The following is an 18,335-nucleotide window of genomic DNA, read 5'->3' as shown; positions in this document are numbered from 1 at the left end:
ACCCCCGCGACCGGACCCCGCCCGAACCCCGCCCCGGGCGGGGTCTTCGCGTACGCGGCCGGCCTCCGGGCTCACAGGTCGTCCGGATAGACGAACAGGCCCGGCGCGCCCCCCGTGTGCCAGAACACCACGGTCTCGTCCGCGCCGATCCGCCCCGAGCGGACCAGCCCCACCAGGGCCGCCGCCGCCTTGCCGGAGTACACCGGGTCGAGCAGGACGCCCTCGGCGCGGGCGAACATCCGGACGGCCTCGGTCATCTCCGGGGTGGCGACGCCGTAGCCGGGGCCCAGCCAGTCGCCGTGCACCGTACGACCGCCGCGCGGCGCGGCGACCCCCAGCAGCCCGGCGGTCTCGGCGACCAGGTCCTCCAGCGCCGCCTCGGTCTCTTCCACCGACCGGTAGACGGCCACCGCCTCCACCCGGGTCCGCAGGCCGGCCTCGGCGAGGCCGACGCAGAGCCCGGCGGCCGTTCCGGCGGTGCTGGTGGCCACGACGATCCGGTCGACGGAGACCCGGTCCGCGGCCTGCTCCGCGAACTCGAAGGCGGCGTCGACGTAGCCCAGGGCGCCGAGCGCGTTGGAGCCCCCGGTGGGGATGACGTAGGCGGGGCCGATCTCGTCCAACGCGGCGGTGATGTCCTCCGGGCCGGTGACGAAGCGGACCCGGGCCCCCAGCAGCCCGTCGAGCAGGACGTTGCCCGACGTCTCGTACAACGCGTCCGCGCGGGGCACCGAACGGGTCAGCAGCAGTTCGCAGCGCAGGCCGAGGCGGGCGCACGCGGCGGCGGTCTGGCGCGCGTGGTTGGACTGGACGGCCCCGAAGGTGACCACGGTGGTGTGGCCGTCGGCCACGGCCCTGCCCAGCAGGTGCTCCAGCTTGCGGGTCTTGTTGCCGCCGACGGCCAGACCGGTGCAGTCGTCCCGCTTGATCCAGATCTCGGGGCCGCCGAGCAGCGCGGACAGGCGTTCGCAGCGCTCCAGCGGGGTCGGCCAGTGGCCCAGCGGCCTGCGGGGGAAGTCCGCCTCCGGGATCCGGTCGGACGTCACGGCAGCGGCCTCCGCCAGAAGGTCGGGTGGTCACCGCGATGGTCGCCGTTGACACCCACCGCGACGAGATCCGTGCCCGAGGCCGCCAGCGCGGTCAGCGACTGATCGCCGCGCCCGTCCAGACCGCCGCCGCGTGCCGGGACCGACCTCCACAGGCGGCCGTTCGCGGCCCACACCGCCACGTCGCGGTCGCCCGGGGCCCCCGTCGTGCCCGCCATCACGTACCCGCGCGGGGTCGCGGTGAGGGCCGTGACGGCGGTGCCCGGCCCCGCACCGGGGATCACCTGGGTCTGCCAGGTCTTGCCGCCGTCGCCGGAGAGCGCGACGAACGGCTGCGGCCCGGAACCGCCGGTCGCGCCCGTGCCGACGGCGACGAGCGTCGCGCCGCTGACGACCACGCGGTCGAGCGAACCGGAGGTGAGGCCGGGAGGCAGCGCGGGGATCGGCACATGGCTCCACTTCTCGCCGTCGGTGCTCGTCCACGCGGCGGGCCGATCGACGCCCTTGTCGCCGGGGCGCGAGCCCACGGCGGTGAACCCGTCGGCCACGGCGACGACGTCGCGCATGCGACCCTCACCGCCGCCCTCGACGCGCTTCCACTTCTTCAGGTCGGACGAGTGCCACGCGGCGGTCCACGGAGCGGCCTGCCCCACGGCGACGTAGCCGCGAGGCCCGTACGCCGCCGCCGAGGGCGAACCCTTGCCCGGCAGTGCGGGCGACGGGCTCCACCCGGTGGCGTCGGGCGAGGTGAAGGCCAGCGGGCCGGAGGGGGAGCGTCCCACGGCGAGCCACCCTGCCTCGCCGCGGACGACGTCCGTCAGCCGCCGCGCACCGGGGTCGGCGTCCGCGCCCAGGCCCGTCGCGCGCCTCCAGGAACGCCCGTCCGGGGCCACCCAGGCGGCCGGCTCGCCGTTGCCGCCGCCGAACGCGACCAGCACGGGCCCGTCGGAGACCAGCCCGGCGACGTCGCGCTGGGGGTTGATCGCCCCCGGCACGGCCTTCAGGTCGATCTCGCCCACGCCCGGCACGAAGAGGTACGGGTCGGGCCCGCGCCGCCCGGTCACCACCGTGGCGGAGCCCACGACGGCCATGCCGGTCACCTCGGGGCCTGCGACCTCTCCCGAGGGCTGCCAGGTACGGCCCGCGCCGCGCAGCAGCGTCTTCTCGTCGCCGCCGGTGCGGACCAGCGCGGCCAGGCCCGAGGAGGAGCCCGCGAACCGGTCGAGGCCCGCGTAGCCGCCCGCCTGGATCTGGCCCACCGTCGTCCAGCGTCCGCCGTCCGGGGAGGACCACACCACTCCGTGGCGGGTCGTCTTGCGGCGCTTCTTGGGTCCGGTGGTGCGCTTGGCGTCGCGGGCGGCGAAGAAGCCGCCCGGGCCCGCGGTCAGACCGACGAGGCCGCCGAAGGAGCCCTGGGCCTGAGGCACGTCGACCTTCGCCCAGGTCCGGCCGCCGTCGGTCGAGCGCCAGTGGCCGCGTTCCTCCACGGTCCGGGTGACCTTGCGCTTCTTGCCCTTCTTGGTCTCGGTCTTGGTGACCTTCTTGCGGACGACGCCGTCCACGATGAAGGCCGCGCCCGACGCGACGACCCGGTCGAGGCTCCGCGCGTCGCCGAGCGAGAGCCGGTCGGCGCGCTGCCAGCGGACCCCGTCGACGGACGTCCACAGCACGCCCTTGGCCTGGTCTCCGGCACCCGACGCGCCCACGGCCACGAACCCGGCCGGGACGCGGGCGAGCCCGAGCACCCTGTCCTGGGGGGCGAAGGCCCCGGGTGGCCGCCGCGTCCACGTGCGGCCGTCGGCGCTGGTCCACACGATGGTGGGCCCGGGGCCGTCCTTGGGGGCACCGGCGGGGCCGCCGAGCGCGACCCACCTCCCGGTGGCCCCGGCGACCCGCCGGGGGACCTCGCCCGGGGGCGGCTCGGTGCCGTCGGCGGCCCGGACGCTCGCCGGCCGCCAGGCCCGACCGCCGTCGGCGGAGACCAGGAACCGGCCCCGGTCCGAGCCGCCCGTCTCCCCGCCCACCGCGATCACGAGGGCTCCGTCACCGGTCGCGTCGGTCAGCTCCTGGACGTGCCCGTCGGTCGGGGCCGCAGGGTCGAGCGCGAAGAGCCGGTCGGCCGGGGCGGCCGCGAACGCCTTCGGGGCCGGCTTCACGGCGTCGTCGCCGTCGCCTCCGAGGACCAGGTATCCGGCCCCTCCGGCGACCAGCACGGCCGCGACCGCGCCGGCCAACAGCGGTCGCCGTCCGCCGGAGCGACGTGAGCGCGGCAGCGCGCCGATGCCCGGAGGCCGCGCGGGCGGCGGGTTCGCGGCGGAGAAACGGGCGGGCGGGGGCCCGGCGACGGCGGAACGGGACGGGACGGCCGATCCGCCGCCCGACGGCCGAGCCGCCGACGGGCCCGTCGCGGAGGGGCCGGCCGGCGCGCCCGAGGACCCGGAGGGCGGCGGGTCCGTCACGAAGGGCCCGGCGCCGCCGTCCGAAGCGCCACCATTTGAGGTCCCGGCGTTCAAGGTCCCGGTGTTCGAGGGGCCGCCGTTCGAGGGGCCAGCGTTCGAGGCCCCACCGTTCGACGCGCCGCCGTTCGACGCGCCGCCGTTCGAGGGGCCGCCGTTCGAGGTCCCGGCGTTCGAGGTCCCGGCGTTCGACGCGCCGCCGTTCGAGGTCTCGGCGTTCGAGGGGCCGCCGTTCGAGGCGCCGGCGTTCGAGGCGCCGCCGTTCGAGGACGAAGAGGGTGTCGGCGCGGGGGGCTCGGGGGCCGGGGCCGCCGCGGCCGCGTGGATCCAGTCGAGGTTCGCGCGTTCCCACACGGCGTGCGAACGCTGCCACGGAGAGCCGCCCGGCGTCGCACGGGCCCCGGCGTCCTCATCGGCCATGGAGGGGCCGTCCTCGGGCGTCCCGGGGGCGTCCTCGCGCCCCGCCGGGGCGGAGGGCGCGTCGGTGACCCGCTCGAAGGGCTCCGTGACACGATCCTCCGGGGACGCGGTGGACGGCTCCGTGCCGTCGTGTCCCGGTGTCGTCGTCGTCACCCTTGCTCCCTCCATGCGGAGAATCCGCCGGCCACCATGAAAGCGCGCCGGTGTCTCCGGCGCATGGACATCCGTGTGAACGGACACAATCGTGGCGCAGCCGCGGCCGTCGCGCCACAGGTCCGGCAACAAAGATCATCCTCCGTTCCCGGGGCCCGGCCGACTACGCTCGACACCGTGATCCTGTTGACCACCCTGCGCGCCTGGACCGGGCGGACCGCCGACCGGCTGGACCCGGGCGACGAGGCCGCCTGGGTGCCCGGAGGCGACCTCGACGACGCGCTCGCCGTGCTGAACGGGGCCCGCGACGTGTTCGGCGACGCCCAGCTCGTGGCCCTGACCCTCGACCCCGCGCCGACCGGCGTCCCGGTGCCGGGGGCCGTCGACCCCCGGCACGTGGCCGAGGTGCGGTACGCGCGGCGCGGCCCCGACGGGCGCCACACGGCGCTGCTGCGCCGGCCCGAGATCGCCGAGGCGTTGGGGCTGCTCCCCCATCCGGAGGGCGGCTGGTTCCGCGAGACGTGGCGGGCCCCGGCGCGGTTCACCCCGGCCGGGTATCCGGGCGAGCGGGCGAGCGCGACGGGCATCTACTTCCTCCTCCCGCCCGGTGAGGAGTCCCTGTGGCACGCCGTGCGCTCGGACGAGGTGTGGCTGCACCACCACGGCGATCCGCTGGTGCTGGAGCTCGGCGGCACCGGCGAACGACCCGCCCCGGTCGAACGCGTCGTGCTGGGCCCGGACGTGCTGCGCGGGGAGCGTCCGCAGGCCCTGGTCCCCGCCGGGACCTGGCAGGCCGCCCGTCCCGACGGAACGCGGGGGACGCTGGTGAGCTGCGTCGTGTCCCCCGGCTTCGACTTCGCCGACTTCCGCGTCTGACGACGGGCCGGGTCCGGGGCCTTGCGAGCGGCGCCCCGGACCGGCCGCGCGGCGGTCAGCCGCGCCGGGAGGTGGCCATGAGCACGTGTTCGACCAGGGTGATCAGCACCTGCTTGGCCGAGTCCCGGGTCCGCACGTCGCTCATGATGACCGGAACGTCGTCGTCGAGGTCGAGGGCGGCGCGGATCTGGTCGGGGGCGTACCGCTTGGCCCCGTCGAAGACGTTCACCGCCACGATGAACGGCAGCCCGCGCCGTTCGAAGTAGTCCACCGAGGCGAAGCAGTCGGCCAGCCGGCGGGTGTCGACCAGCACGACCGCGCCGAGCGCGCCCTGCGCCAGCTCGTCCCACATGAACCAGAACCGGTCCTGGCCGGGCGTGCCGAACAGGTACAGCACCAGGCCCGTGGGCAGGGTGATGCGGCCGAAGTCCATGGCGACGGTGGTGGTCGTCTTGCCCTCCACCGCCGACGTGTCGTCGACGCCGATGCTCTTCTCGGTCAGCATGGCCTCGGTGCGCAGCGGCCGGATCTCGCTGACCGCGCCCACCAGGGTCGTCTTGCCCACGCCGAAGCCCCCGGCGACCAGGATCTTGACCGCCAGGGACGACTCGCGCGGGTCGCCGCCGTCCGGAGCCCCGGGGGCGGGGAAGGCGGGCTCAGAGCGCATGGAGTCCATCGATCACTTCCTTGAGTACGCGCTCATTGGGGAACTGAGCGACCGGAGCCGGCCGGCGCACCCGGATGTGCCCGTGGTCGAGCAGGTCCCCGAGCAGGACCCGGACCACCCCGAGGGCGAGGTCCAGCTCGGAGGCGACCTCGGCCACCGACAACGGGGTTCGGCACAGCTCCACGATGGTCTGGTGTTCGGGCGAGCGCAGGGCGCGCTCGCCCCCGCCGGGCCGGCCTCCCGCCGGACCGGGGTCGCCGCCGGGTCCGGCGGCCGTCTCGATGATGGCGATCAGGTCGAAGTCGCCGCCCGCCGGCCGGGTCCGGCCGCCGGTCAGCGCGTAGGGCCGGACCACGGGACCGGCGGCGTGGTCGGTCCACTGCGCGTGTCCGCCGGCCCCGCCAAGGTGGCGGGCCGGCCCGGTCCGCTCATGCATGGTGCTCCGCCAGCGAGGACCGCGGGTTGGCCGACAGGTGCCGGCCCACTCGGACGACCAGCATGGCCATCTCGTAGGCGATGACGCCGACGTCCGCGTCCGCGTCGGCCAGCACGGCCAGGGCGGCGCCCTGGCCGGCGGCCGTCACGAACAGGAAGGCCGACTCCATCTCCACGATCGTCTGGCGCGGCCGGCCGCCGCCGAACTCCTGGCCGGCGCCGCGCGACAGGCTCTGGAAGCTGGCCGACACGGCGGCGAGCCGTTCGGCGTCCTCCCGCTCCAGCCCGCGCGAGGAGGCGATCCGCAATCCGTCGTTGGACAGCACCACCGCGTTGCGGACCTGGGCGACGTTGTCGACCAGATGGTCCAGCAGCCAGTTGAGCTCTCCGCCCGGGTTCGCGACGTCCGTCATTGACCATCCTCCTGTGTCCCCTGGCCGTCGTCGGCCTCGGCCCTGCCACGCCGCCAACCGCGCTGCATGGCGGCCATCTTCGTGCGCAGATCCTCGATGCGCCCCTCGGGATCGTCCTCCCGCCCTGCCCCGTCGGCCCCGTCCGTCCCGTCGGCCCCGTCGGCTTGGAGCCCGGATGCCAGGCTCCCCTGCCGCCGCCGTCGCGGCAACCCGTCCTCGGTCAGTTCCACCGGCTTGTCGACGGTCTCGGGGCTCTCCGGAGTCTCGCCGACCTCGGCCGCCTCGACGGCCACCGGCGCCGCGCCGTTCACGATCGGGTTCGGCCCGGTGGGCGGGTCCTGCGCCCGGCGCCTGCGCGGCAGTTCGGCGGGAACGACCACGTCGGGCCGCTCGTCCCGGACGGCGCGCGGGGCGGCCACCGGCTCCGGGACGGCGCGCGGCGAGGCGACCAGGGTGCGTCCCGCGGGCGCCTGCACCTCGGCGGGCACGGTGCGCGGCGACGGCCCGGGCAGTTGGGCGCGCATCTCCGCCGGGGGCGTCCCGCCCGCCGGGGACTCCACGACCAGGCCGGCCGGGACGAGCACGATGGCGGTGGTGCCGCCGTACGGCGAGGCCCGCAGCGACACCTTGATGCCGTGCCGGGCGGCGAGCCTGGCGACCACGAACAGGCCGAGCCGGCCCAGGTCCGACAGGTCGAAGCCGGGGGTGTCGACCAGCCGCCGGTTGAGCTCGTCCAGGGTCTCCTGCTTGAGCCCGAGACCGCGATCCTCGATCTCCACCACGAAGCCGTTGGGCACCACCTGACCGGTGATCCGCACGGGCGACTGCGGCGGGGAGAACAGCGTGGCGTTCTCGATGAGCTCGGCCAGCAGGTGGATGGTGTCGGCGACGGCGTTGCCGGCGAGCGCGGCGGCCGGCATCGACAGCACGCCGACCCGGGTGTAGTCCTCGACCTCGGCGACCGCGCCGCGCACCACGTCCACCAGCGGGACCGGCGTGCGCCAGGTGCGTCCGGCGGGCCTGCCCGCCAGGATGACCAGCCCCTCGGCGTGCCGGCGCATGCGGGTGGCCATGTGGTCGAGCCGAAAGAGGTCGTCCAGCTCCTCGGGGTCCTCGGTGCGCCGTTCCATCGTGTCCAGCAGGGTGAGCTGGCGGTGCACCAGCGCCTGGTTGCGGCGGGCGAGGGTCACGAAGACCTCGTTGATGCCGCGCCAGGTCTCGCTCTCGCGGGTGGCGGCCTCGATCACGGCCCGGCCGGCGGCCAGGAACGCCTCGTTGATCCGGGCGATCTCGGTGACCTGGAGCCGCTGCCGGGGCAGCGCGGAGTCGGCGTCGATCGTGCCGCCGTCGCGGACCACGTCGGCCAGCGCGGGGATGTAGTTCTCGGTGAAGTCGCCGACGGTGTCGGCCATCAGCCGGCTCTCGCCGACCAGCCGGCGGGCGATCCGGACGGCGACCACGGCGGAGACGAGGACGGCCAGCAGCCCCAGGCCGCCGGCGGCGGCGAGCCGGGCCACGGACGCGGTGGCCACGTCGTCGGAGCGCTCGGTGGCGCGCTCGGCGACGGCGACCTCCAGCTCCGCCATCCGGGCGATGACGGCCTCGGAGGCGGTGTGCCAGGAGCCGAGGTCGACGGGGGGCCGCCGGTCGGTGTGGTCGGCGCCCGCCAGCCTCTGCTGGAGCCGCTGGTAGCGGACGAGGTCGGGGCCGGTGGCGAACACCTCGTACCGGGCGCGGTCCGTGGCGGGCAGGCCGGGCACGAGGTCGGCGAGCAGGAACTCCGCCGCCCCGCCGAGCCGGTACAGCTCCAACTGCTCGGGGACCCGCCAGCGGCCCGCGGTGAGGGCCCCGGTGACCAGCGCGTCCTGGCGCGACAGCAGCTCGCGGACCTGGGTCAGCGCGGCCACGTTCTGCAGGTCCTTGGCGATCTCGCCGTTGCCGAACGTCACGGCCCGGAACGGGTCCGACAGGTCGCGGATCAGGCCGGAGTAGTCGTTCACCACCTGGTCGCGCCGCAGCGACCGCTGGTCGATCAGCCGGCGGATCGCGTCCACCTGGCCGAGCCGTCCGGCGGCGGTGTCGAGCCGGTCGAGGGTGATCCGGTCGACCCGGGCGCGCACGGTGCCGGAGGTGACGTTGGTGCGGTAGTGCCGGCGGGCCTCGTCGGTCTTGACCCGCTGCGCGTCGAGGCCGGAGCGATCCAGGGCGGGGTCCCCGAGGAAGGCCATCGACATCCGTCGTTCGTGCTGCAGCGCGGTGACCAGCGTCTGCGTCGGCCGCACCAGCCGCCGGTCGAACTTCCTGGCGTCCAGCAGCTCCCGGGCCTCGCCGAACGTCACCAGGGTGGCGAACACCCACAACCCCACCAGGGACACGAGCGGGATGACCAGGAGGACGACGATCTTCGTGCGGATCGACTGGGTTCTGACCGGCGGTGTACGGGGGGTCATCACGCCTCGCAGCCCATCATGACGGGGGGACCCTCCCGATTGGTGTCGGTACGGGAGTTGTGGGAGCTTACTACGCGGCGGGCCGAACGAACGGATCTTCGCCGCGGTGAGAAGAGACAATGTTGCGAGGGTGTTACAGGCCTCACGCCGTGCACCGCATTTCGCCCCGACCCCATCACACCAGAATCGGAATATTCACCACATTCCACCCATGGACGGGGAATGAGGCATCCGGCCACCGTTACGATGCCCGCCGTGACCCCTGACAGCGACGTGCCTCCCGAGAACGAGGGCCCCGAGCTCCTGCCGGCCCGGCGACGCAGGCCCCGCCGCGGCGGCCGACACCGCGGCGCCGAGTCCTACGCGCTCCCGCCCGGCGCCCCCGCGCTGATCGTCGCGGTGCCCGGTCCGTCGGCCCCGCCCGTCCCCGTCGTCACCCCGCCCGACCTCACCGGGGGCCCCGGCGCGCCCGGGTTCCCGGAGACGCCGGGCCCGGGCGGCCCCCCGATGGCCGCGGGCGTCGCCGGCGCGCTCGCCCTGCTGACCGAGCACTCGCACACCGGCCGCCCGGTCGTGCTGGGCCACCTGGACGGCACCGAGGCCACCCTGGGCGCGGCCCTGGTCGCCGCGGCGACGGCGCCCGATCGCGCGCCGGACATGCCGCCGGCCGTGGTGGTCCCGCTGCTCACCGGTCCCGACCCCGAGATCGACGCCAGGGTGCGGCGGGCGGTCGCCGCCTCCCGCGTGCCCGCCGTGATCGCCGAGCCGCTGGGCCCGCACCCGCTGATGGCGCAGGCGCTGCACGAGCGGCTGACCGAGGCCGGTCTGGCCCGTGCCGACCGCATCCGCATGATGACCACCGTCACCGTGGCCGGCGGCGTGGTCATCGTCGTCCCCGGCGGCCCCGCCGCCGTGCGGGAGGCCGAGGTCAGCGCGGTGCTGCTGGCGTCCCGGCTGGCGGTCCCGGCCGCCGCCGCCTCCCTGGAGGACGCCCCGGGCGCCGTGGGCCCCGCCGAGGCCGCGAGCCGGTTGCGCGCGGCGGGGGCGACCCATGTCGCGTTCGCCCCGTGCGTGATCGGGCCGGAGGCCGACCCCTCCCGGCTGGCCGTGCTGTCCAAGCTGGCCGCCGACACGGGCGCGGGTCTGGCGCCGGCGGTGGGGGGCCATCCGGTGCTCGCCCAACTGATCGCCCTGCGGTACGTGGAGGCCCTGGAGAAGGCACTGGGCCAGACCCCGGCCCGCTGAGTCCCGAAGCCGTCCCACCGGCGGCTTCGGGGCCCCGGACGGTCCGGGAGGTCACCGCGCGGCGCGGCCGGGCCGGGACCTCAGGTCGCCGATCGGCTCGCGTCGCGCGCGGCAGAGCGTGGTCTCCCGCTCCACGGCGTTCCCGCCGAGGAGACCGTGGCGCCGGCCGGTCACGGGCCGGCGCCGGGCCGTTCCGAGTCCTACTGGAGGGCCTGGATCAGGGGGAGCATCTGGTCGCCGACGTTCCCCGGCACGGTGAACGGGTCCTGGGCGTTGATCTGCTCCCAGTTGGCGGCCACGTCCTCGACGTCGAAGCCGTCCTTCTGCACCCAGCCCGGGCCCTCGGCCACGATGATCCGGGCGATCCGACCGCCGCCGACGGTGTACACCTCGCCGCTGGCCTGGTTGTCCTCGTGCGCCAGGTAGGCCACCAGCGGCGTCACCCGGTCCACGCCGAGCGCCCCGGCGAAGTCGGCGGGGAGCAGGTCCTCGGTCATCCGGGTCCACGCGACGGGGGCGATGGCGTTGGCCTTGATGCCGTACTTGGCGCCCTCGTGGGCCAGCGTCTTGGTGAACCCGACCAGCCCCATCTTGGCGGTGGCGTAGTTGGCCTGCCCGAAGTTGCCGAACAGCCCGGCCGGGGAGGAGGTGTTGACGATGCGGCCGAAGCCCTGGTCGCGCAGGTGCGACCAGGCGGCGGAGGACACCAGGAACGAGCCGCGCAGGTGCACGGCGATGACCGCGTCGAACTCCTCGGGCGTCATGTTCTTGAACGACTTGTCGCGCAGGATGCCGGCGTTGTTGACGACGATGTCGACCTTGCCGAACGCGTCCAGCGCGGTCCGCACGATGGCCTCGGCGCCCTCGACGGTGGCCACGTTGTCGGGGTTGGCGACGGCCTCGCCCCCGTTCTTGACGATCTCGTCGACGACCTGCTGGGCCGGGCCGCTGGAGGCCCCGGAACCGGTGCGGTCCCCGCCCAGGTCGTTCACCACGACCTTGGCGCCGCGCGCGGCGAGCTCGAGGGCGTGCTGACGGCCGAGGCCGTGGCCCGCACCGGTGACCACCGCGACCCGCCCGTCGTAGCGCAGTTCCGACATCCGCATCTCCTCACGTCACAGCGACAGGTTCCCCGGACCAGGTAACCACCGGGGGCCACCCAGTGGTACCACCCGACCGAATCCCGCTCGGATCCGCCCCCGGAATTCGGCCGGTCCACCCCGTGTCCTGGGCAGGTTTATGGGCAGGTATAGATGTGACAATCGGCCGCTTTCTCCGGTGTGCGGCGGGTAGTCTCCAACCTTCCGCTTCTCCGTCCCACCCCACGGAGGTCCCATGCGCGGAGGTCCCCCACGGCCGTACCGGGTCGTGCAGTGGGCGACGGGCGCACTCGGACGCAGCGCCATCCGGGCCGTCCTGGAACGGCCGGACATGGAACTGGCCGGCGCGCGGGTCTACGATCCCGCCAAGATCGGCAAGGACGCCGCCGTGCTGGCCGGGCGCGATCCCGTCGGGGTCCCCGCCACCGGCGACCTGTCCGGCGTGCTGGAGCTGGACGCCGACTGCGTCATCTTCGCCCCCCAGAGCGGCATCTTCGGCATCGACCGCGACGCCGGGCTGGAGACCGTCTGCGAACTGCTGGCCTCGGGCCTGAACGTGGTCTCCGTCGTCGGTCTGGTCTACCCGCCCGCGCACGGCCCCGACCTGGTCGGCGAGCTGGAGCGCGCCTGCAAGGCCGGCGGGACGACCGTGCACGGCTGCGGGGTCAACCCCGGCTTCATGGCCGACCTGATGCCGGTGATGCTGTCCCGGCTGTCGCGCCGGATCAGCCACGTGTACGCCCGGGAGTGCTCGGACTTCTCCGGGCATCCTTCGTGGCGGATGGTCCACCGCATGGTCGGATTCGGCAAGTCCGAGGAGGGCTACCTCGCCGGGCTGCGGGTCGCCCGGCCCACCATGAAGGCGGGCTTCGCCGAGAGCCTGCACCTGGTCGCCGCCGCGCTCGGCGTCACCCTGGACGAGATCGAATGCGACGTGGCGTACCGGCTCGCCGGCGAGGACCTCGACATCGCCGCCGGGCGCATCCCGCGCGGCACCGTGGCCGCCAGCCGCTGGACGTTCAACGGCATGGTGGACGGGCAGCCGTTCGTGATGGCCGAGGCCATCTACAAGGCCGACGCCTCCCGCATCGGCGACTGGGGCGACCCCGGTTACTCGGTCCGGGTCTGCGGCCGGCCCTCGATCACGCTGACCACCGACGAGGACTGGGTGACCAACGGCATCGCCGCCGCCGCCGCGCACGCCGTCAACTCCGTCCCCGCCGTGTGCGGGGCCGAGCCCGGCATCCGCACCTACCTCGACCTCCCCCTCGTCGCCGGCCGCGCCGCGCCGCCGCGCCGCCCCCGCTGAGGCCCTCCCGCCGCCCCGGGGCCCCGTCGTACGCTGGCCGCAGGCGCGCCCTCGGGCCGGGAGGAGACGGGCATGGACATGCTGAACACGGTCTCGGGACGGTTCGTCCGCCAGGCCAACCGCTTCACCGAGAAGATCACCGCCGACGCGTCGAGCGGCCTCCCCGCCGAGCCCGACCGCTACCTGCTGTACGTCTCCTACGCCTGCCCCTGGGCCCACCGCACCCTGATCGTCCGGCATCTGCTGGGCCTCCGGGACGTCATCGGCGTCACGGTGGTCGACCCGATCCGCGACGAGAGGGGCTGGCGCATCCCCGGCGGCGACCCCGTCACCGGCGTCACCCACCTGTCGGAGCTGTACCTGGCGACCGACCCGTCGTTCGAGGGCCGCTACACGGTGCCGTGCATCTGGGACACCGTCACCGGACGCCTCGTCACCAACGACTTCCCGGCCATCACCACCATGATGGAGACGCAGTTCACCGCGTACCACCGGGAGGACGCCCCCGACCTGTACCCGGTGGGGCTGCGCCCGGCGATCGACGAGATCAACGCGCTGGTGTACGACAGCGTCAACAACGGCGTCTACAAGGCCGGGTTCGCCCGGTCCCAGGAGGCGTACGAGGAGGCGGTCGACCGCCTCTTCGCCACCCTCGACCTGCTGGAGGAACGCCTGTCCCGGCGGCGTTACCTGGTCGGCGAGAGCCTCACCGAGGCCGACGTACGGCTGTTCCCGACGCTGGTGCGGTTCGACTCGGCCTACCACGGCCATTTCAAGTGCAACCTGCGCCGCCTCGTCGACTACGAGCACCTGTGGGCCTACACCCGCGACCTGTACGCCCGTCCGGCGTTCCGCGAGACCACCGACCTCGATCACATCAAGCGGCACTACTACGGAACGCATCCGCACATCAACCCGAGCGGCATCGTCCCCAAGGGCCCGCTCATCGACTGGGACGCCCCGCACGGGCGCGACGACCTCCGCTGACCCGATGATCGCCGCACCTCGTCGTTATGCTGGCCGAATCCCACAAGGACGACCGATTCACGGCATGAGGAGAGGCTCTCCCAACGATGCGCAGTTCCTTCTTCGGCAACATGGAGCAGGCCCAGCTCCCCGGGCACTTCGCCCTGCAGAACACCAAGATGCTCCGCATCCACCTCAACGGCGACGTGCTCGCCCGCCAGGGGTCGATGGTGGCCTTCCAGGGCCAGATGGAGTTCGACTACGAGGGCTCCGGCGGCGTCGGCCGCTTCCTCAAAAAGGCCCTGACCGGCGAGGGCGTGCCCACCATGCGCGTCAAGGGCCAGGGCCTGCTCTTCGTGGCCAACGACGCCGACGACATCCACCTGTTCTACCTGGAGAACGAGACCCTCACGGTCAACGGCGCCAACATCCTCGCCTACGACGCGCACCTGCAGTCCGACATCCAGCGGGTGCAGGGCGCGGGCATCGCGGCCGGCGGCCTGTTCAACACCACGCTGACCGGCAGCGGCTGGGTGGCGATCACCGCGCACGGCACCCCCGTGATGCTCGACACGGGTCGGGCCCCCACGTTCGTGGACGGCCAGTCGGCCATCTGCTGGAGCGCCGGTCTGCAGGTCGGGGTCAACAAGACCTTCAAGGCGGGCGCGCTGATCGGCCGGGGCAGCGGCGAGGCCATGCAGTTGGCCTTCCAGGGCCAGGGCTTCGTGCTCGTGCAGGCCAGCGAGGGTCCGACGGTCCCCGCGCACACGCACTGAGGCCCCCGACGGGCGGGCCGGGACCGGGGGCGGGCGGAATACCGTCCGCCCCCGATGTGTTGATCTTGCCGAAAGAGGCCCCCGCGGTTGGGCGAGATCGCCGATAATCAGGGGCGACAGGCGGGTATGCCTGCCTGGTTGCCGTCGATCGGGTCCGGTGCGAGTAGCCTTGACTCGATTCAGAGATACCTGCGAGCTGCGGAAGAGGGGCGATCCCCGCCGTGTCGACAGAGTCGTCGCGTACCAGTGCCGACCCAAGGACTCCAGACTTCGGTGCCAACGAGTGGCTGGTGGACGAGCTGTACCAGAAGTACCTCGAGGACCCGAACTCCGTGGACCAGGCCTGGTGGAACTTCTTCGCCGACTACCAGCCGGGCTCACGGCCGGCCGCGACACAGCCGGCGGCCGTGACCCCGCCCGCGCCCGCCGCCGCGCCGGCGGCCAACGGCCCGGCCGCCCGGTCCGCCGCGCCCGCCGCGCCCGCCCCGGCGGCTCCGGCCGCCCCGGCGACACGCGCGGCCCCGGCGGCCAAGGACGGTAAGGCCAAGGCCAAGCCGGGCGCGCCCGCCGTGCCGGCGGGCGCCGAGGAGGTCAGGCTGAAGGGGGTGGCCGCCCGCACGGTCACCAACATGGAGGCCAGCCTCGAGGTCCCCACCGCCACCAGCGTCCGCGCGGTGCCGGCCAAGCTGCTCATCGACAACCGCATCGTCATCAACAACCACCTCAAGCGCGGCCGCGGCGGCAAGGTGTCGTTCACGCACCTGATCGGCTTCGCCATCGTGCGCGCGCTGCGGTCGATGCCGGAGATGAACGCCAGCTACACCGAGGTGGACGGCAAGCCGGTGCTGGTGCGGCCCGAGCACGTCAACCTGGGCCTGGCCATCGACGTCAAGAAGGACGACGGCCAGCGCCAGTTGGTGGTGCCCAGCATCAAGGCCGCCGAGACCCTCGACTTCCGCCAGTTCTGGGCGGCCTACGAGGAGGTCGTCCGCAAGGCGCGCGGCAACAAGCTGACGCTCGACGACTTCCAGGGCACCACGATCAGCCTGACCAACCCCGGCACCATCGGCACGGTCCACTCCGTGCCGCGGCTCATGCCGGGCCAGGGCACGATCATCGGCGTCGGCGCCATGGAGTACCCGGCCGAGTTCGCCGGGGCGTCGTCGGAGACGCTGTCCCGGATGGGGATCAGCAAGATCATGACGCTGACCTCCACCTACGACCACCGGATCATCCAGGGCGCCCAGTCCGGCGACTTCCTGCGCCGGGTGCACGCGCTGCTGCTGGGCGAGGACGGCTTCTACGACGAGATCTTCGAGGCGCTGCGCATCCCGTACGAGCCGGTGCGCTGGGTCAAGGACATCTCCGCCTCCCACGACGAGGACGTCGCCAAGGTCGCCCGCGTCCACGAGCTGATCCACGCCTACCGGGTCCGCGGTCACCTGATGGCCGACACCGACCCGCTGGAGTACCGCCAGCGCCGTCACCCCGACCTGGACATCCTCGAGCACGGCCTCACCCTGTGGGACCTGGAGCGCGAGTTCGCCACCGGCGGCTTCGGCGGCCAGGCCACCATGAAGCTGCGCGACATCCTGGGCGTGCTGCGCGGCTCGTACTGCCGCACCGTCGGCATCGAGTACATGCACATCCAGGACCCGGAGGAGCGCGCCTGGATCCAGGAGCGCGTCGAGGTCCCGCACGACAAGCCCGACCGCGAGGAGCAGCTCCACATCCTGCGGCGGCTCAACAGCGCCGAGGCGTTCGAGACGTTCCTGCAGACCAAGTTCGTCGGTCAGAAGCGGTTCTCGCTGGAGGGCGGCGAGTCGCTGATCCCGCTGCTGGACGCGGTGATCGGTGACGCGGCCGGGTCGCACCTCGACGAGGTCGTCATCGGCATGGCGCACCGCGGCCGGCTGAACGTGCTCGCCAACATCGTCGGCAAGTCGTACGCGCAGATCTTCGGCGAGTTCGAGGGCAACCTCGACCCCCGCAGCGCGCAGGGCTCCGGCGACGTCAAGTACCACCTGGGCGCCGAGGGCGACTTCGTGGCCGCCGACGGCTCCAAGATCCGCACCTCGCTGACCGCCAACCCCTCGCACCTGGAGGCGGTCAACCCGGTGCTGGAGGGCGTCGTCCGCGCCAAGCAGGACATCCTGGACGTCGGTGAGGCGGGCTTCACCGTCCTGCCGGTGCTGATCCACGGCGACGCCGCGTTCGCCGGGCAGGGCGTGGTCGCCGAGACCCTCAACCTGTCCCAGTTGCGCGGCTACCGCACCGGCGGCACCGTGCACGTCGTGGTCAACAACCAGGTCGGCTTCACCACCGCGCCGGAGTACTCGCGCTCCAGCGTGTACGCCACCGACGTGGCCCGGATGATCCAGGCGCCGATCTTCCACGTGAACGGCGACGACCCCGAGGCGTGCGCCCGGGTGGCCCGACTGGCCTTCGAGTACCGGCAGGCGTTCAAGAAGGACGTCGTGATCGACATGATCTGCTACCGGCGCCGGGGCCACAACGAGACCGACAACCCCTCGTTCACCCAGCCGCTGATGTACGACCTGATCGACGCCAAGCGCTCGGTGCGCAAGCTCTACACCGAGGCGCTGATCGGCCGTGGCGACATCACCGTCGAGGAGGCCGAGCAGGCCCTCCGCGACTACCAGGAGCAGCTCGAACGGGCCTTCACCGAGACCCGCGAGGCGTTGGCCAAGCCCCCCGAGCCCGGCTCGGTGGTCCGCCCCGGGCCCGAGGACACCGGCCCGATCGACCACACGGCCGCCGGCTCGGCCATCCCCCACGAGGTCGTCAAGCGGATCATCGACTCGCAGGTCAGCCTGCCCGACGGTTTCACCGTGCACCCGCGGCTCCAGCCGATCCTGCAGCGCCGCGCCCAGATGATCGTGGACGACTCGGTCGACTGGGGCACCGGCGAACTCCTGGCCCTCGGCTCCCTGCTGATGGACGGCCACCCGGTCCGCCTGGTCGGCCAGGACAGCCGGCGCGGCACGTTCGGCCAGCGGCACGCCGTGCTGGTGGACCGCAAGAACGGCGAGGAGTACACCCCGCTCAAGCAGTTCGGCCAGGGCGTGTCGAAGTTCTACGTGCACGACTCGCTGCTCAGCGAGTTCGCGGCGGTGGGCTTCGAGTACGGCTACTCGCTGACCCGCCCGGACGCGCTGGTGGCCTGGGAGGCCCAGTTCGGCGACTTCGTCAACGGCGCCCAATCGATCATCGACGAGTTCGTGTCGTCGGGCGAGCAGAAGTGGGGTCAGCGCTCCTCGCTGACGATGCTGCTCCCGCACGGGTACGAGGGCCAGGGCCCGGACCACTCCTCCGCCCGGATCGAGCGGTTCCTGCAGATGTGCGCGCAGGACAACATGACGGTCGCCTACCCGACCACCGCGGCCAACTACTTCCACCTGCTGCGCTGGCAGGTGCTGTCGGACCGCCGCAAGCCGCTGATCGTGTTCACCCCCAAGTCGCTGCTGCGGCACAAGGGCGCGGGCTCCCCCGTCACGGAGATCACCTCCGGCGCGTTCCAGCCGGTGATCCCCGAGCGGGCACCGCTCGACCCGGCCGGCGTCCGACGCGTCCTGATCACCACCGGCAAGATCTACTACGACGTGGCCGCCACCCGCGACAAGCAGGGCGCCACCGACACGGCGATCATCCGCCTCGAGCGCCTCTACCCGCTGCCGCTCGAGGAGATCCGCGCCGAACTGGCCAAGTACCGCCCCGACGCCGAGCTGGTCGTCGTCCAGGACGAGCCCGCCAACCAGGGCGCCTGGCCCTACCTGGCGCTCACCCTGGCACCGCGCCTGGAGGGCCGCCCCCTGGGCCTGGTCTCCCGCCTCGCCAGCTCCTCCCCCGCGGTGGGCTCCGCCAAGATGCACGCCGTCGAGCAGGAAGCCATCCTGTCCGACCTCTTCGGCGAGTAGTCAGGTGGGGGGCGGGCGACCCCCACTCCCCCATCCCCGATGGGGCGACTGTTTCTCCCCAGGGCCCCGGAGACACTCTCCGGGG

The 18,335-nt window shown here is 73.6% G+C and carries 14 protein-coding genes; 7 read left to right on the top strand and 7 right to left on the bottom strand.

Going from position 1 to position 18,335, the window contains the following annotated elements:
• Nucleotides 1-71: 71 nt before the first annotated feature.
• Together DFJ69_RS21455 and DFJ69_RS21450 are read right to left on the bottom strand one after the other, a co-directional pair.
• Entirely contained in the window at nt 72-1,046 is a 975-nt protein-coding gene (locus DFJ69_RS21455; protein ID WP_245974504.1) for a D-cysteine desulfhydrase family protein, read from the bottom strand.
• On the bottom strand, nt 1,043-3,280 hold the full coding sequence (locus DFJ69_RS21450) for a glycoside hydrolase family protein (RefSeq protein WP_116024259.1): 2,238 nt from the start codon (nt 3,278-3,280) through the stop codon (nt 1,043-1,045). Before DFJ69_RS21450 ends, DFJ69_RS21455 begins: the two co-directional genes overlap by 4 nt.
• A 46-nt stretch (nt 3,281-3,326) precedes the next feature.
• Between DFJ69_RS21450 and DFJ69_RS21445 the strand changes: the two genes are divergently transcribed.
• Together DFJ69_RS21445 and DFJ69_RS21440 are read left to right on the top strand one after the other, a co-directional pair.
• A complete protein-coding gene (locus tag DFJ69_RS21445; protein ID WP_116024258.1) occupies nt 3,327-4,115 on the top strand; it encodes a hypothetical protein in 789 nt (262 codons plus the stop codon).
• Nucleotides 4,116-4,252: 137 nt separating this feature from the next.
• Nucleotides 4,253-4,951, top strand: coding sequence for a cupin domain-containing protein (locus tag DFJ69_RS21440; RefSeq protein ID WP_245974503.1), 699 nt, complete (start codon nt 4,253-4,255; stop codon nt 4,949-4,951).
• Between the two features lie 55 nt (nt 4,952-5,006).
• Here DFJ69_RS21440 and DFJ69_RS21435 read toward each other — a convergent pair whose 3' ends face one another.
• From DFJ69_RS21435 to DFJ69_RS21420, 4 genes are read right to left on the bottom strand one after another with little or no spacing between them, the layout of a single operon-like run.
• Nucleotides 5,007-5,618, bottom strand: coding sequence for a GTP-binding protein (locus tag DFJ69_RS21435; RefSeq protein ID WP_170177949.1), 612 nt, complete (start codon nt 5,616-5,618; stop codon nt 5,007-5,009).
• Complete coding sequence (locus DFJ69_RS21430; protein WP_116024255.1) at nt 5,608-6,054, bottom strand: DUF742 domain-containing protein; 447 nt, start codon at nt 6,052-6,054, stop codon at nt 5,608-5,610. The genes DFJ69_RS21435 and DFJ69_RS21430 overlap by 11 nt, the downstream gene beginning before the upstream one ends.
• A complete protein-coding gene (locus DFJ69_RS21425) occupies nt 6,047-6,466 on the bottom strand; it encodes a roadblock/LC7 domain-containing protein (RefSeq protein WP_116024254.1) in 420 nt (139 codons plus the stop codon). The genes DFJ69_RS21430 and DFJ69_RS21425 overlap by 8 nt, the downstream gene beginning before the upstream one ends.
• Nucleotides 6,463-8,916: a sensor histidine kinase gene (locus tag DFJ69_RS21420; protein ID WP_116024253.1), complete on the bottom strand. Its 2,454-nt coding sequence runs from the start codon at nt 8,914-8,916 to the stop codon at nt 6,463-6,465. Before DFJ69_RS21420 ends, DFJ69_RS21425 begins: the two co-directional genes overlap by 4 nt.
• Nucleotides 8,917-9,171: 255 nt before the next feature.
• On the opposite strand from DFJ69_RS21420, the gene DFJ69_RS21415 reads away from it, so the two are divergent.
• Entirely contained in the window at nt 9,172-10,161 is a 990-nt protein-coding gene (locus DFJ69_RS21415) for a sirohydrochlorin chelatase (RefSeq protein WP_245974502.1), read from the top strand.
• A 200-nt stretch (nt 10,162-10,361) separates the two neighbouring features.
• On the opposite strand, the gene DFJ69_RS21410 is transcribed toward DFJ69_RS21415, so the two are convergent.
• Nucleotides 10,362-11,261 (bottom strand): SDR family oxidoreductase, encoded by a 900-nt coding sequence (locus DFJ69_RS21410; protein WP_116024252.1) that lies wholly within the window; start codon nt 11,259-11,261, stop codon nt 10,362-10,364.
• 235 nt (nt 11,262-11,496) lie between these two features.
• On the opposite strand from DFJ69_RS21410, the gene DFJ69_RS21405 reads away from it, so the two are divergent.
• The 4 genes from DFJ69_RS21405 (at nt 11,497) to DFJ69_RS21390 (ending at nt 18,250) form a co-directional block, all read left to right on the top strand.
• Nucleotides 11,497-12,570 (top strand): NAD(P)H-dependent amine dehydrogenase family protein, encoded by a 1,074-nt coding sequence (locus DFJ69_RS21405; protein ID WP_116024251.1) that lies wholly within the window; start codon nt 11,497-11,499, stop codon nt 12,568-12,570.
• Nucleotides 12,571-12,642: 72 nt separating this feature from the next.
• On the top strand, nt 12,643-13,557 hold the full coding sequence (locus tag DFJ69_RS21400) for a glutathione S-transferase family protein (RefSeq protein ID WP_116024250.1): 915 nt from the start codon (nt 12,643-12,645) through the stop codon (nt 13,555-13,557).
• Between the two features lie 86 nt (nt 13,558-13,643).
• Entirely contained in the window at nt 13,644-14,312 is a 669-nt protein-coding gene (locus DFJ69_RS21395) for an AIM24 family protein (RefSeq protein ID WP_116024249.1), read from the top strand.
• Between the two features lie 221 nt (nt 14,313-14,533).
• Nucleotides 14,534-18,250, top strand: a complete 3,717-nt coding sequence (locus DFJ69_RS21390) for a multifunctional oxoglutarate decarboxylase/oxoglutarate dehydrogenase thiamine pyrophosphate-binding subunit/dihydrolipoyllysine-residue succinyltransferase subunit (RefSeq protein WP_116024248.1) — start codon at nt 14,534-14,536, stop codon at nt 18,248-18,250.
• Nucleotides 18,251-18,335 lie beyond the last annotated feature (85 nt).

This window comes from Thermomonospora umbrina, from assembly GCF_003386555.1.
GTDB lineage: Bacteria > Actinomycetota > Actinomycetes > Streptosporangiales > Streptosporangiaceae > Thermomonospora > Thermomonospora umbrina.
This window is presented reverse-complemented; position numbering and strand designations above follow the sequence as displayed.